The following is a 15,187-nucleotide window of genomic DNA, read 5'->3' as shown; positions in this document are numbered from 1 at the left end:
TGACTGGTTTTTTTTTGTCTGAAATTTATCGAAAGACACATCATAAGCAACCTATCTCTCGTTCCCATGATCCTTCGTGGGAATGCATACTCGCCAGCTCTGCTGGCGTTAGAACTAAGGTGCCTAATACTAGAGTAAATCTCGTGGTTAGCGTTTCTTGATAATCACAGCGTCGTTGATTGATCCCATCCCACTTCCTATTCCAACCCAAGAAGTAAAAAGTGACATCGCCGATGGTGGCTCTTTTCTTCAAGGAGAGCTGCTAAGGAATCAAAGGGGCCGTAATCAAGATTACTCTCTCAAGATAAGTAAAAAGCCTGATCTATGATCCGGCTTTTTTTGCATAAAATTTATCGAAAGACACATCATAAGCCGCCTACCTCTTGTTCCCATGATCCTTAGTAGGAATGCATATTCGCCAGCTCTGCTGACTTTTGTGGCTAGACGCGCTAACACGTGCTTGAATAAGCCGATAACCTTAAAGCCTTCTACCTCTCAAAACGAGACAATCTGATCAACTTGCCCGAATCTGTTCCTAGGTATAAATATCCCTTTGAGTCTTCTGCAATGGATCGAAATCTTTCATCTAGTTCACCTAGATAACGGTTTTCTAGTGGTTCGCCTTGGCTGTTGAAGGTTACTAGGTTTAAGTGTCTTTTGGCCAATGCTAGGGAAATGTGGTTACCTTGCCAGCCATCGAATAATTGTCCTTGGTAAATGTGTAAGGCGCTTGGGGCAATTGATGGGATAAATACTTTTAATGGATTTTCGATGCCTTCTTTTTCTGTGCTATCACCCACGCTAATTGGGCCCCAGTATTCCTTACCGTGGGAGACGATAGGCCAGCCGTAATTAGCACCGCGTTTGATCTTATTTATCTCATCACCACCTCGTGGTCCATGTTCGTTTGACCAAAGCGTGTTGGTGACTTTATCGAAAAAGAGACCCTGCGGGTTTCTATGGCCATAACTCCAAATGGCATCTTGAGCTGCTGCTGTCCCAACGAATGGGTTGTCCTTAGGTATACGTCCATCCGGATGTAATCTAAGAATCGACCCCGCATGATTTTGAAGATTCTGTCCATTGGGTCTTTCACCTCGATCACCGATACCAAAGTAAAGATAACCTTGATTATCGAAGGCAATACGAGAGCCAAAGTGTTGGCCAGAAGAGGAAGCGGACTGGGTGATGAAAACATCTTCCCAATTGATTAATTGTGAGCCACTAAGCTTGGCTCTGCCCAAGGTCACTGTGGCACCTTGAGTCACAGGTTTACTATAGGTGAAATAGAGCCAGCCAGATTCGTTATATTCTGGGGAAGCTGCAACATCTAGCAAACCGCCTTGGCCACGGGTGGCAATTTTAGGCAAGCCAGATAACTTAGTTTGTTTGCCAGTGATTAAATCTAGGTGAAAGGCTTGGCCTTTTCTTAAGGTAAGTACCGCCTCTGTATCATTAATCAGCGCAAGCCCCCAGATAACACCATCTAATTCGCTCACAAGATCTGCTTTTAATAGCGTGTCTTGATAAAGTGGTTTTGTCTTTATTGAAGCGGCTTGTATTGAACCAGAAAATACTGAGAGGGAAAGAAGAGAAACAGACAGCACAGAGGAGAAAAGCAGTGCAGGTGTCAATGTGGCTAACCAAGGTTTCATAATGAAACACTCCTTTATTTAATTCAGTTTTAAACTGGTTATCATGATACTCATCATAAGTATGAAACACCTTAAGAGACAGAAGTTATTGCTCGTCTAAAAGCCAAGCAATAAAGGCCTTAATACGTTTATCTTCTGCTAGGTTTTTATGGCAAACAATGCCCCACTCGCCAAACCCTTTTGCTGTGTGCTCCACTGGAATGACTAAACGACCACTAGCGAGATCTTTATCTGCAAAAGGTCCATTTACTAGAGCGATGCCTTCTCCGATGATGGCCATTTCTAGAGCCGCTGCCAAGGTATCCACATCCATACAGTTTAAGCTTGTTTGAGCCTTGTTGTCAGGCTTGTGATCAATGCCTGCTGATTCAAACCAGTTCTGCCAACTCCAGTATTTGTTTTCGGTATAGACTGAAATCAAAGGATAGTTTTTAAGGTCATGGGTTTCTAGCTGGCTAGGTAGCTTTGCTAAGAATTCAGGGCTGCAAACCGGGAAGACTTTTGACTGAAAAAAGGGTTGCCAACTTAAATGCTCAGGCAAGGGCTGGGTTTTATAGATAATGGCAATGTCTGCGTGTTTTTCATCAAAGCGCCAATCTGCGCTATAGGTACTCACTTGCAATGTGATATCTGGGTGCTGCTGACGAAACCTATTTAGACGTGGTGCGAGCCAGCGAATTGAAGTGGTTACATAGGTCTGTACTCTAAGTGGGGGCTGGCTGGTGTTATCTCTAACTTCTTCTGTGCCAGCTATGAGGATGTTTAATGCTTGTCGAACAAACTGATAATAGCGTGAGCCTGCTTCGGTAAGGCGAATAGTTCTTCCTTCTCGAATAAAAAGTTTACAGGCTAGGCTCTCTTCTAAAGTTTGTATTTGGTGACTAATTGCTGGGTGAGTGAGGTTTAGTTCTTCTGCTGCACCTCTAACACTGGCTAGACGAGCAGTGGCTTCAAACCCTTTTAATGCTTTAAGAGGAGGAAGTTTGCGTAAGTCGATTTGTTCGAATGCAGATTCATTTCGATGCTCTTTCACTGTCACCTTCTTCCTATTGGTTTATATGTCCCATTACCTATCTAAGTTTTCACTAAGCACGTTATCTATTCACGTAAATGATTGGAAGATTTTTTTTACCGAAGTGTCAAAAAAAGATCAATTTTTCCTCTTTCAACTCACGGGTACTCTGATTCTAGGGCAGTACATAGTGTCTAAGGTTTGATGCTTTTGCTGTGAGTAAGCTTTTCTAATCAAGTATTCGGAGGTTTTTATGCAGGTAGGTTTTGTAGGCTTGGGTAATGTAGGAGGTCAACTGGCAGGGAGTTTACTACGAAACGGTATGGACCTCATGGTGAGAGATATTGATGAAGACTTAATGGCAAGTTTTGCAGAAAAAGGTGCCAAGACAGCTGAATCGGCAAAGGTGCTTGCTCAAGCATGTGATGTGATTATTACCTGTTTGCCTTCGCCTGCTATTTGTGCCCAAGTGATGGAAGCCGATGATGGGGTTATTGCAGGTCTGAAAGCAGGTGCTATCTGGTTAGAAATGAGTACTACAGATGAAGCCGAAGTTAGGCGTATTGCCGACGAGGTAGAAACACGAGGTGGGATGGCGGTTGATTGCCCTGTTTCAGGTGGCTGTCATAGAGCGGGAACGGGAAACATTTCTATCTTTGCTGGCTGTGAGCGTGCTGCATTTGATCGAGTATTACCTATTTTAACTACCATGGGGCGTCGTATTATTCACACAGGCCCACTGGGTAGTGCCTCAAAACTTAAAGTAGTGACGAATTACTTATGTAGTGTGCATCTGATTGCACTATCTGAAGCCTTAACGGCATCTAAGGTAATGGGGTTGGATATGAACGTGACTTACGAAGCAATCAAGGCTTCTTCTGGTAATTCCTTTGTGCATGAAACCGAATCTCAAGTCATTTTAAACGGTAGTCGTGATATCAGTTTTACGATGGATCTAGTCACTAAGGATGTAGGCTTATTTGATCAAGTAGCTAAACGCCATGGTTTACCGTTAGAGCTGGCGCCTCTTGTGGTGGATATCTTTAAGGATGGGCAGTCCCGTTATGGCGATAGGGAGTTCTCGCCAAATATCATTCGTCGTTTAGAAGAGGCTTGTGATGTAAAAGTATTAGGGCAAGGTTTCCCTGCTCAAATGAAAGATGATGAAAAAGAAGAAAGAGGTTATGAGGTGAAAATTCCTCTAAGAATGGATTATTAAAAGTACTACTAAATTGCAGTTCAAGAAAAAAGGCTTAGTGGTTCTTGCTCACTAAGCTTTTTTGTTTTCTCTTTTGCTTCTTATCTATGTTGATTCCTTGAAGGCGTTTATTCTTTTCTTATATTAGCTAGGGTAAATGATAGCCTGAATTTCAATATACTCTTCTAGTGCTTCTTCCCCCCATTCACGGCCATTACCAGATTGCTTCACACCGCCAAAAGGCGCGTGCATGGAGAAGTAGCTCCCTTGGATATAGCATTGTCCTGCTTCTAATCGTCTAGCAATGGTTAAGGCTGATTCTGGATCCTTGGCGTAAACCGCAGAGGATAAGCCGTATTGGCTATCATTGGCGATTGCTATGGCTTCCTCTATATCATCATAGGTAAGGATACAAAGCACAGGGCCAAAGATCTCTTCTTGTGCGATGCGCATTTTTGGGGTGACTTGGGTAAAAATGGTGGGCTTTATGTAATAACCTCTGTCTAGATGCTCAGGTAATTCAGCTCCTCCTGTTAATAAACTGGCACCCTCTTCTAAGCCTAATTGAATATAGTCTTTGACTACCTGACGCTGTTTTGCTGACGCAAGCGGCCCCATGCTGGTTTCTGCTAATCTAGGGTCATCGACGTTTTGTTCTAGTGCGACTTGTTTAGCAACTTTTATGACTGTTTGATATTGGCTTTTTGGTATTAACATACGAGTGAGTGCATTACAGGTTTGACCTGTATTTGCCATGACATCTTCTACACCATATCGAACAGCCGCTTCGATATCAGCATCTTGGGTAATGATAAAAGCCGACTTGCCTCCTAGCTCTTGGCATACTCGCTTAACACTTGTGGCAGCGTTCTTAGCGACTTCTATTCCTGCTCTTGTGGAGCCAGTGAAAGACACCATATTAACTTTGGGGTGTTCTGCCAGTAGTGGGCCTATTTCATGGCCATGTCCAAAGATTAGATTAAAAACGCCGGCAGGTAGACCAACTTTGTGCATAATCTCCGCCATGATGATGTCTGTTAGCGGGGTTTGTTCGGCTGGCTTTTCAATCAAGGTGCAGCCTGCTGCTAAGGCCGGAGCGAGCTTTCCGATAAGCTGATGCAATGGGTAATTCCAAGGGTTGATAAGTGCGCAGACACCTATGGCTTTTTGGGTCAGTAATACGCCTTCTCTAGTTGTTTCTTTCTCCATGTTGAAAGCAAGCTTTGCATAGTAACGCATGGCATCGATAGCACAATCTAGATGGTAGGCACCTACTAAGTGAGCGGGGCAGCCCATAGAAAGTACATGAGCTTCAATTAAGTCCTGATAGCGAGCCTGCATCCCATCAGCGATGGCATTCATATAGTCCGCTCTAGTTTGAGCGCTGGTATTTGACCAAGAAGCGAATGCTTTATGTGCCGCCGCTACGGCATCTTCGACATCTTGCGGTGATGCCATATTGACTTGGGCTATGCCATCTTGGGTTGCAGGATTAATCAAAGAGTAAAGAGATGAGCTTTGTGTTGGGCGCCAATTTCCGCCTATGTAAACTTGATCTATTTGCTGCATAAGAACGACTTCCATAATTAAGCGAGTGGTTGGGTGATCAAATCAGATTAATAGGCTTAAGGGTGAGGAACAATTGATATTTTTTTCCTAAAAACGGTAAAAATATCTAACCAATTAAAATTACTAAATGTAATGATTTTGTATAGAGATATGTGTTTTGTTGATAGTGTGATAGCTTCTTTTTTGACCTATTCATGATGATAAAAATAAAGAGGAAGGCCAAATGAGACTAAATAAAATAAAAAAGACCTGGCTGGTGAGTGTTGGTATTGGTGTCAGTATTGCTGCATCAGGCCATTTATTTGCATCAGAGCATGCGTTAATGAGTGATGCTGAGATCGATGAAAGATTAAATTATTTGGAGCAGAGCATAAATGATGTTTCGAGTCCTTATGCTTATTGGCAATATGGCTGGAGTGGGCTCTATTCGGTGAGTGCAATTAGTAACTTCTCAACAGCGCTGGATGAAGATGATCATGATGAAGAAGTGCTCGCTTGGGTGTCTGGCTTGAAGTCCTCCGCCGCTTTAGCAAAGATGTTATTAGAACCAGTCCCTTTGTTATCTGAGCCTGATGTGAGTGAACTGGCAAACGAAACAGCACAAGAGCAACGGGCTCTTAAGCTATATAAGCTAAAAGAGTACGAAGCCCAGTTAAGTTCGACAGCTTTAAGAAGTGACGAAAGGTACCAATGGCAAACACATGCAACAACCATAGGCGTGAACTTAATTGCAGCTGCTGCGATAGCGGCATGGGGTGATAGTGATGATGCTTTAGGTTCTGCTGCACTCGGAATCGGGATGGGTGAGTTGGCTATTTGGACTCAGCCAACCAAAGCGAGCCAGAAGTGGCAAGCTTATCAGGCGCACTTTTCTGATATAGAAAAAGAAACCGTTTCTTGGCATCTAGTGCCAAAACTGAATGGAATGGATTTAGTAATGACATTTTAGCGGCAGATTTGGGTTTGCTTTGATTTAAGAAAATTAAGTGTCATTAAAACGAGTTTAGAGCACCAGCAATATTTGTTGCTGGTGCGTTTGGTTAAGCTTTAGGAGAGTTGTTTCTTAAAGAAATCGAGTGTACGAGACCAAGCAAGTTCTGCTTGGGACTCATCGTAACGGCCTGTTGAATCATTGTGAAAACCATGGTTGGTTTTTTCATAAATAAAGGCTTGGTAGTCAACTTTATTCGCCTTTAATGCTTTTTCATAAGCAGGCCAAGTGGCGTTTACGCGTTTATCAAGCTGAGCAAATTGCAGCATGAGAGGCGCTTTTATATCTTTAATATAAGCCTCTTTTGGTGGTGTGCCATAGAAGGGAACAGCTGCATCAATCACATCTGGTAAACGTGCTGCTAACATGTTGCTTGCATAGCCGCCAAAGCAGAAGCCAACTACACCAAGTTTGCCTGAACTTGCCGGATGAGCTTTTAGCATTTTAGCCGCCGCCATAAAGTCGGCTTCTATTTTGCTTCTATCTAGACTTTTCTGCATGCTGCGCCCTTCATCATCATTACCCGGGTAACCTCCAAGAGGGTGCAGTGCATCGGGTGCAAAAGCGACAAAGCCTGCTTTTGCTAAGCGTCTAGCGACATCCTTAATGTAAGGATTGAGGCCACGGTTTTCATGAATGACGAGTACCGCAGGAGCTGAGCCTGATAAGTTCTTAGGAGTAACTAGATAGCCTTTCCCTTCTTTGTAACCTTTTGGAGAGTCAAAAGTCAGGTAGTTGGCGGTTATGTCTGGATCATTAAAGGAGACTTGCTCTGCAAGAGCGTAATTAGGCGTGAGAGCACTCGTGAGTACACCAAGACTTAAACCTGCAACACCAAGGGCGCCTAATCTATTTAAAAAAGTGCGTCTATCAATGTCTCCATGAGCGTACTCATCGTACCAATCAAACGCCTCTTGAGGGATTTGATCTGGTGTTAACTTATTGTCTTTTACTGGGTGAGTCTTTGGGGATAAGTCTGAAACCTGCATTGCATCACTCCCTAATAGAAATCAAAATTGAGGCCGTTTGGCATAAAAAAGGCTAGCTAATAGTGAGGGATATGTCCTATCAAAAAAGGCACCTTTACAATAAAGTGCCTTAATTTGATTGTTTTTTGCACATTTTTTTTGATGATTTTGCTAAACGAGATTAATTATTTAGCGTGAACACAAGAGTTCTTTATAAGCTTTAGCGCTGGCTTTCAAGCTTCTCTTCTGTGTTTCATAATCAACATATACTAAACCAAAACGTTTGCTATAGCCTTCAGCCCATTCAAAGTTGTCCATTAAACTCCAGGCGAAATACCCCTGAATGTCGACTCCTTCTGTGATGGCGTTGTGAATCGCATTTAGGTGGGCATTTAAATAACGTACACGCTGCTCATCATGAACTTCACCCTCTATCAACTTGTCATCACAAGCCGCACCGTTTTCCGTAATATAAATAGGAGGAAGAGCGTACTCTTTGTTCAGTTCAAGCAAAAGTTGGGTTAAGGATTCTGGATTAACCTCCCAGCCAATGTGAGTATATTCGACCTCTGTTACAGGCTTTAAGATTGTTTGGCGTTTCAGCTCTGGATGCCATTTTGCGTGATTACAGGTGTAATAGTTTAAACCCAGATAGTCGATAGGTTGGCTTATGATATCCATATCGCCTTCTTCTATCTGAGGGATTAACTCAGGAGATAGGGCTTTGATAATGTTTGGGTATTGGCCCTTTAGTAAAGGCTCAATGAAGAAATGGTTATCCAAGGCTTCAGCATATAGGCTCGCCATCTTGCTACTTGCTTCATTATCAGCTGGGTAAGCCTTGCTCATATTTAGCACAATACCTGCTTGGGCATTTGGGCAAACTTTCTTAAGGATCGGCATAGCTAAGCCATGGGCGAGTAAAACATGGTGGCCAGCTTGTCTTGCTTTAACTGTATCTTTTAAACCCGGTGCATGAATACCTTCTCCATAACCTAGAATGCTGGTGCACCAAGGTTCATTAAAGGTTGTCCAAACATCTACCCACTGACCAAGCTCTTCAGCAGCAAGCTGGGTATATTCTTTAAACTTGTAAGCTGTCTCTCGGTTAAGCCAACCGCCTTTTTCTTCTAAATGTTGAGGTAAATCCCAGTGGTAAAGCGTGACAAAGGTTTTAATTTGGTTGGCTTTCAGCTGCTCTAATAGATTGCGATAAAAGGAGATGCCTTTCGGATTGGCTTTACCTTCTTTATCCATTAGTCGTGGCCAAGCGATGGATAGACGATAGGCATCCACACCTAAGGATTTGATTAGATCTATATCTTCTTGCCATTTGTGGTAATGATCACAAGCTATGCTACCGTCATCACCATTTAATACTTTGCCAGGTGTCGCGCAAAACCTATCCCAGATAGATTCAATTCTGCCATCGAGTTGGTTAGCGCCTTCAATCTGGAATGCCGCCGTGGCAACGCCAAAGGTAAAATTTGATTGTAATAATGGTGAGTTGCTTGGTAATGAGATGGACATATAGAGGGCTCCATTAGTATCTACTTAATGGAATGAGTTAAAAAGAATGGGCGTTAGGATGCAAGTAAGTAGTATCTAAATTAAGAGGTTTAAGTGAATTAAGAAAAATAAGAAGATTAAGTTTTAAGAAAACGGAGCGATTACTCTTTAGAGTAAAAGCCCGTATTTATTGATTTTAATGCTGTAGCGTTATTAAAAGTGAGACGTCATAGCTCATTTATTTTTTCTACATTTGTTCGCTCTTAAAATCGTTTTCTGCCTGCTTAGATTTGAAAGAGAGCAGTTGTAATATTTCAGCCAGAATAAGCGTCATTATAGGTACTATAAACAATGTTATTACTGTTGCAAAAAGCTCTCCATAGACCAAGGATACAGCTGCTGGTATCAAGTATTGAGCTTGCTCAGACGTCTCCATCATTAAAGGCATCAAGCCACTAACCGTGGTGACAGTGGTCAGAAATATGGCCCTGAATCGAGATGCCCCTGCTTCTTCTAAAGCTTGTTCTTTTGGCATGCCATCAGAAAGTAATTGATTATAGGTTGTGAGCATGACAAGGCTGTCATTCACTACAATTCCTGTCAGCGATAAAATGCCAAAAAAAGAAAGAATGCTTAAAGGTATTCCCATTATTAAATGGCCTGTAATTGCCCCTGCTATTCCAAAAGGAATGACCGACATGATGATCATGGGCTTGCTGTAACTTTTCAATGGGATCGCAAGTAAAATATATATCAAGAATAAAACTAGGAGTAAGGCCGTTTTTAAGTCTCCTTTGATTTCTTCTGATTGTTCAAGCTCGCCAGAAAGTTGAATATCAAGTTCTGGATCCGCTGTTTTTAACTCTTTAAACGTAGTTGCTTCTAAGATTTGAACAACGTCTTTGGTACTAATGATTTTTTTATCAATATCAGCATAAACGACTGCTGCACGGTTCCCATTGCGACGCCAAATAATGCCGGAAACATAACGAGATTCGAAATCAGCTACGGCAGAAATCGGGATCCATTCCCCTTTGTTTGTTTTAATGCGACTATTGGTTAAATCATCGATTGAATTACGCCAGTCTTTTTCATTGCTTAGTTGAACCTTAACTTCATTACCAAAGCGTTGAAAACGTTGAACTTCTAAGCTCCCATAGTGGTTAGCTAAAAATGTGGATAATTGTTCTGTGGTGACTCCCCAGCGAGCGGCTTCTGGTTTGAGAATTGCAAATATCTCAGGCTCGCCACCTTTTAAATCATCACGTATATCGGCCACGCCTTTAATACTGCTTAATTTTGCGCTCAGCTCTTCAACCCCAAACTTTAGGCTGTCGACATTTTTACTGTATAGCGTTAAGGCAAAACCTCCTGCTGTTTCTTCCGAGCCACTGAAATCAATAAAGACAACGCCCTCTAGTTCAGGAACCTTATTACGCCAGCGTTTTACCAACTCTAATGTATCTACAACTCTTTGCTTTTCTGGTGCTAACTCAGCATAAATTTCAACTTCATTAGCATTATTAACCGCTGTCATAATACGCGCTATAACGGGTTTAGAGTTGGGGAACTCCTCTTGTATCTCTGTATTTAAAATCTGTGCTTGCTGCTCGATAAAAGCGGCATGTTGTGTTGTTAGTGCATAAGGAATGAGTGGATCTAACTCTACTTTTACCGTGATGATGCTGCCTGGTACCTCTGGGAAAAAGGTGGTTCTAACCTTCCCAGAGGTTGCTAAGCTAATACCTACTAATGCAAGGGAAAGGAAAAAGATAAAACTGGCGTAACGGTACTTGATGGCTTTACGCAATAATGGGCGGTACCACCTTTGGTTAACATGATTTAATTTATTATCTACCCAAGTTCTGAGCCTGTTCCATAAAATACCGAGCCTTGTTTTAGGTTTGCCCATATTGACACTAGCTAGATGGGCAGGAAGGATGAATTTACTTTCAAATAAAGAAAACATCAGAGCGATAATAACCACACCAGAAAACCCAGCAAGCACTTTTCCGATAGGGTTTTCAATGAGTAACATGGGGTAGAACGCTGCAATAGAAGTTAATGCACCGAAAATAGTTGCAGTTGCTACTTTACGGACCCCGTTTTCTGTTCCGATAATAGGGTCTGATTGCTTTTCCCGTTCACTGTAAACACTTTCACCAACGACTATTGCATCGTCTACTAAGATTCCGAGAACAACGATCATGCCAAAAGTTGTAATATCATTTAATGAATAATCTAGTTGATCCCAGCCCATTAACCAGAGAGTTCCAGAGATGGAAACAGGAATTCCCATAGCCACCCAAAAAGCGAGTTTAAAGTTAAGAAATAACGACAGAATAACAAATACAATGAGTAAGCCTTGAACCGCATTTGATTGCAAAAGTGATAAGCGATCCGAGACAAACCCACTTTGATCTGCCCAAACATCTATGGCAATGTCATTGGGTAGTTGGGCCTGAAGCTGTTTGATTACTTGCTGGGTGACTTTGCTGATCTCTAACAGGTTTCCTTTACCATCAATGACGACTTCCATTCCAATAGCTGGCTTACCTTGATATCGAACCATGCTATCTTCTTCGACAAATGTGTCTTGGATTATAGCAATATCTTCTAAACGAATGACTGTGCCGTCGTTACGTTCTAATATGACGATATCTGCAAAATCTCTCCATTGATAAGCTTGTTTATCTGCTCTGACGCTTATATTTCCTGATTTAGTTGTTAGTGAGCCGGTCAAAGACAGTAGCGAATTTTGGTTTATTTTCTCGGCTATTTCTGGGTAGCTTAAATCATAAGATTCTAGTTTTTCAGGGTTCAGGGCGATGCTAATTTCAGCCTCTTTCTGGCCCCATGACCTAATTTTTGAAATTTCAGGTTGTGAAAGTAACGTGTTTTTAATATTACGTGACATTCTTTGTAAAACGTCAGTGTCAACATCACCATAAACTTGAACAATTAATGCGGCAAACTTAAATGCGTCGCGAGTAATAACAGGACGCTCAGCACTTTGGGGGAAAGTAGCAATAGCATCGATGCGTATTTTGATGTCTTCAAGTAGCTTATCAAGTGGGTAACCCGTGTTTTTTTGTACTGTTACTTGTGCACTTGAATCTGCTGAAAAACTATACATACGTTTTGCACCTGGAAGCCCTTCGAGTGCTTTTTCAATTTTTTGGGCGACACCTTCATCAACTTGTTGTGCGTTTGCTCCAGGGTAGCCAATCACAATATTGATAGAGTCTGGCGGTATTTTAGGAAAACCTTCGATACGCATGTTTTGCACACCAAGTAATCCGGCTATTAGAATAAAAGCCATTGCTAAATTTGCAGCTACAGGGTTACGAATAAACCAGCTTGTTAGGAAATGCATTAGTTAGTCTCCGACTTTTTATTCTCATCGGACCAGTCTTCATCGGACCAATCCTCATCAGGCCAGTCTTCATCGGACCAACCCTCATCGGACCAATCCTCATCAGATAAGTTGGTCATTTTGTCTGGTAAGTCTGCTTTTGCGAGTTGTCGTTGTTTTTCTATCGAAGCTTTACTAGACGCATTTTGTGTATCTGAAAACGGCAATGCTTGTACCAACATGCCAGGATAGAAACTAGACAGAGGAAACATAACGACCCGTAAAGAGCTACTTTCGGCTTTGGCTGGTGGTGTAAAGTAAAAAAAATCACTATCTGAAAAGACTGGTACTGTACGGTAACGAGTGAGTTCATTTGATGAGTTCAAAAACCAAATCACCTTATCTCGTGTATAAACACTTTGTGGTAATTTGAGTAAATTCTCATAGCTCCTACCGAGTAAGTTTACCTTAACAAACTCACCTGGAAGTAACTTCTCGGTTTGATTTGAGTCTTGCTGATAGCTGAGGTAAACCTGTCGTAAACGGGTTTTCTTGTCGATGTAGCTCCCTTTGCGCTGAACTTGGGCTTCCCATTGTAGCTCCCTATTCATACTGTTAATTCTAGCTGAACTACCTAACAGCTTAGGGGAGAGCTGCTGCCACTGTTGGCTATTGAGCATGATAGGAATATCTAATGTCAAAGAGTCGATAATTTGAAACAAGAGTTGCCCCGACTCTATAAACTCTCCTGGGTTTACTGCCCGAGTTAATATGATGCCATCATAGGGTGCAGTTAAAATAGTGTATTTGAGTAGTGTCTCGGTATGCGCTAAACGAGTTTTGGCTGCGGCTAGCTCCTCTTGAGCGACTTGAAGTTGTGGCTCCTTAAAGATTAGAGGGGAGTCTGGTTTGACTTCGAGTCCTGCTCTTTGCCAGTTTTTTCGTGCCTGTTGGGTATTACGCTTTGCTTGTAATAACTGTAAAGAAGCTTGTTCTACATTTTTTCTAGCTTCAGCAGCATCTGCTTGATAAGCACTATCTTGTATTTTAAGTAATAGCTCACCCTTTTTAACGCTAGAACCTTCTGATAATGAAGGAGAAATATAAGTTACTTCACCTCTAACAAAAGAGCGAATAGGCGTGTTCCATCTAGGTTTTGTTTCGCCTAATGCTGTGATGTTTGCTTGATAGGTATTTGGTTCAACTGTTATGTAAGTAGTAACAGGAAGTGTTTCAGATTCAAATAAATCTGTACTTAATTCAGGCTTTTTATCCATGTCATCAATTAATAAAAGCGCTCCTAAAAGAGTAAGTACAGCCATTAAAATAGCTAAGGCCTGCTTAGCCATATGTGACTTATTAGTTGCTTTAGTAGCTATGTGGCGTTTGTTATCCATTAGGTGAGATCTCTTTATGTTGTAATGTGTTTGGAATGTCGTAGCCCATTGCTAAAGCAAGTAAGATACGGTTATCCATTTGTGCTGCTTGTGTTTGAATAATACGAGCATCGACTTCGAGTTTTTTTAACTGAGCTTCAATTAAGCGAACAATATCGACACTACCGCTAAGGTATTTATCTTTATAAATTTGCTGCACTTTTAATGATTGTTGTTGAGCGTTATAGAGGTGTTGCTTTTGAACCTTGAAGCTTTGCTCCAAGGCTAATGCGTTTTCGACTTCAAAAACTGCGGTTAAAATTGTTTTACGGTAATGCCACCAAGCCGCCTCAGCATTGTAAGAAGAAGCATTGGCTTGAGCCTTTAAGCTGTTGGCATTGAAAATAGGTTGAGTAATACCACCTACAAGCGACCAAACGGTGCTGCCACTGAAAAAATCATTTAAAGCCCCCGTATTTCGAAGACGGGATATGTTTCCAGAAAGGTTAATAGAAGGTAGTAATGCTTTATAGCTAGCCCTAGTTTGAGCATCTAAACTTTGTAATTGAGAAAATGCGATTTGAACATCAGGCCTGCGAGCGAGTGCATGAGCTGGTATGGCTAAAGGTGGTGAAACTATGTGAGGTAGTTCGTTGTTGTCGAATAAAACTGATTTATCTGGTAATCGGCCAAGTAAAAGAGACATCTCTCTATAATTTTTATTGATTTTTTCGTTCGTTGTAATCATGTCAGCGTAGGTGTTCTCTTGCTGCTGACGGGTGCTAGACAGGTCTTCTAATTGAGTGATACCGTTGCGGTAATTTTCTAAAATAACCGTTTCAATTTTAAGTAATTTAGATAAATGATTTTGTGCATTTAGTTGGCTTTGATTAAGAGCCCAGCCTTCAATCCATAAACGAACAACTCGTACTGCTATATTTCTTGTTACGGCTTGATATTCCCACTTCGTCACATTGTAGTCGGCTAAGGCTGCGCTATTATGATCTGCAAGTTTCCCCCAAATATCGATTTCCCAGGCGACATTAAGGCCATATTGATAACTTGAGGTGACATCTCCTTCTTGTTTGCTTCGACTCTTTTTGATATCTAAATCAAGAGTGGGATATTGCTTGGCACCGATTGCTATCATCATGGAGTCAGATGCTTTCATCTTTAGCGCAAGTTCTTGGATATCTGGATTATTAGCAGTAGCTTCTTGTATCAAAGCCCTTAATTGAGGTTGTTTGAAGAGCAGATCTAACTCTAAGAAGGGTTGTTGGTTATCTAAGTTTACAGCCCCTTCTTGCCAATTAACCGGAATATCTTGCCGCGCCGCTTGGGGCTGCTGTTTTGCGATATATTGGTTACTACATCCCGAGATGAAGCTAACGAATATTACTAATAGAGTTTGTTTAAGCATTAAACCTTTCATTGATTACCTTACTGTGTTCTATACCACTGAAACAACACTTTAAAATAGGGGATGTTAATGCTGTATTAACACTCTCTTATCTATACTTGTTGAAAGTCATTTGATGGCTGAATGGGTATAAC

At 41.6% G+C, this 15,187-nt stretch carries 10 protein-coding genes; 2 read left to right on the top strand and 8 right to left on the bottom strand.

Going from position 1 to position 15,187, the window contains the following annotated elements:
- Positions 1-488: 488 nt before the first annotated feature.
- Complete coding sequence (locus tag TW85_RS23865; protein WP_052702399.1) at positions 489-1,655, bottom strand: PQQ-dependent sugar dehydrogenase; 1,167 nt, start codon at positions 1,653-1,655, stop codon at positions 489-491.
- A gap of 85 nt (positions 1,656-1,740) precedes the next feature.
- The gene (locus tag TW85_RS23860) at positions 1,741-2,688 is read right to left on the bottom strand and encodes a LysR substrate-binding domain-containing protein (RefSeq protein ID WP_238326288.1); all 948 of its coding nucleotides are present in this window, start codon (positions 2,686-2,688) and stop codon (positions 1,741-1,743) included.
- 232 nt (positions 2,689-2,920) lie between these two features.
- On the opposite strand from TW85_RS23860, the gene TW85_RS23855 reads away from it, so the two are divergent.
- A complete protein-coding gene (locus TW85_RS23855) occupies positions 2,921-3,886 on the top strand; it encodes an NAD(P)-dependent oxidoreductase (protein WP_046019642.1) in 966 nt (321 codons plus the stop codon).
- Between the two features lie 123 nt (positions 3,887-4,009).
- On the opposite strand, the gene TW85_RS23850 is transcribed toward TW85_RS23855, so the two are convergent.
- Entirely contained in the window at positions 4,010-5,434 is a 1,425-nt protein-coding gene (locus tag TW85_RS23850; protein ID WP_046019641.1) for an aldehyde dehydrogenase family protein, read from the bottom strand.
- A gap of 223 nt (positions 5,435-5,657) precedes the next feature.
- Here TW85_RS23850 and TW85_RS23845 point away from each other — a divergent pair, with 223 nt between their 5' ends.
- Positions 5,658-6,383 carry a hypothetical protein gene (locus TW85_RS23845; protein WP_046019640.1) on the top strand — a complete coding sequence of 242 codons (726 nt, stop codon included), beginning with the start codon at positions 5,658-5,660 and terminating at the stop codon, positions 6,381-6,383.
- A 98-nt stretch (positions 6,384-6,481) separates the two neighbouring features.
- On the opposite strand, the gene TW85_RS23840 is transcribed toward TW85_RS23845, so the two are convergent.
- The 5 genes from TW85_RS23840 to TW85_RS23820 all read right to left on the bottom strand — a co-directional run bounded on the left by TW85_RS23840 (position 6,482) and on the right by TW85_RS23820 (position 15,053).
- Positions 6,482-7,414 carry a dienelactone hydrolase family protein gene (locus TW85_RS23840; RefSeq protein WP_046019639.1) on the bottom strand — a complete coding sequence of 311 codons (933 nt, stop codon included), beginning with the start codon at positions 7,412-7,414 and terminating at the stop codon, positions 6,482-6,484.
- Positions 7,415-7,582: 168 nt separating this feature from the next.
- Positions 7,583-8,923, bottom strand: coding sequence for a GH1 family beta-glucosidase (locus TW85_RS23835; RefSeq protein WP_046019638.1), 1,341 nt, complete (start codon positions 8,921-8,923; stop codon positions 7,583-7,585).
- Between the two features lie 226 nt (positions 8,924-9,149).
- Positions 9,150-12,278, bottom strand: a complete 3,129-nt coding sequence (locus TW85_RS23830; protein WP_046019637.1) for an efflux RND transporter permease subunit — start codon at positions 12,276-12,278, stop codon at positions 9,150-9,152.
- A complete protein-coding gene (locus tag TW85_RS23825; protein ID WP_046019636.1) occupies positions 12,278-13,654 on the bottom strand; it encodes an efflux RND transporter periplasmic adaptor subunit in 1,377 nt (458 codons plus the stop codon). The genes TW85_RS23830 and TW85_RS23825 overlap by 1 nt, the downstream gene beginning before the upstream one ends.
- The gene (locus TW85_RS23820; protein WP_162197519.1) at positions 13,647-15,053 is read right to left on the bottom strand and encodes a TolC family protein; all 1,407 of its coding nucleotides are present in this window, start codon (positions 15,051-15,053) and stop codon (positions 13,647-13,649) included. Before TW85_RS23820 ends, TW85_RS23825 begins: the two co-directional genes overlap by 8 nt.
- Between the last annotated feature and the right edge of the window lie 134 nt (positions 15,054-15,187).

The organism is Marinomonas sp. S3726, from assembly GCF_000967665.1.
GTDB lineage: Bacteria > Pseudomonadota > Gammaproteobacteria > Pseudomonadales > Marinomonadaceae > Marinomonas.
Note: the sequence above shows the minus strand (reverse complement) of the source record. Positions and strands in the feature narration are given on the sequence as shown.

What these genes read in the sequence shown, in the direction of transcription:
- TW85_RS23855 (WP_046019642.1), top strand. Translation starts at nt 2,921, where the DNA reads ATGCAGGTAGGTTTTGTAGGCTTGGGTAATGTAGGAGGTCAACTGGCA.
- TW85_RS23850 (WP_046019641.1), bottom strand. Translation starts at nt 5,434, where the DNA reads ATGCAGCAAATAGATCAAGTTTACATAGGCGGAAATTGGCGCCCAACA.
- TW85_RS23835 (WP_046019638.1), bottom strand. Translation starts at nt 8,923, where the DNA reads ATGTCCATCTCATTACCAAGCAACTCACCATTATTACAATCAAATTTT.
- TW85_RS23820 (WP_162197519.1), bottom strand. Translation starts at nt 15,053, where the DNA reads ATGCTTAAACAAACTCTATTAGTAATATTCGTTAGCTTCATCTCGGGA.
- TW85_RS23825 (WP_046019636.1), bottom strand. Translation starts at nt 13,654, where the DNA reads ATGGATAACAAACGCCACATAGCTACTAAAGCAACTAATAAGTCACAT.
- TW85_RS23845 (WP_046019640.1), top strand. Translation starts at nt 5,658, where the DNA reads ATGAGACTAAATAAAATAAAAAAGACCTGGCTGGTGAGTGTTGGTATT.
- TW85_RS23865 (WP_052702399.1), bottom strand. Translation starts at nt 1,655, where the DNA reads ATGAAACCTTGGTTAGCCACATTGACACCTGCACTGCTTTTCTCCTCT.
- TW85_RS23840 (WP_046019639.1), bottom strand. Translation starts at nt 7,414, where the DNA reads ATGCAGGTTTCAGACTTATCCCCAAAGACTCACCCAGTAAAAGACAAT.
- TW85_RS23830 (WP_046019637.1), bottom strand. Translation starts at nt 12,278, where the DNA reads ATGCATTTCCTAACAAGCTGGTTTATTCGTAACCCTGTAGCTGCAAAT.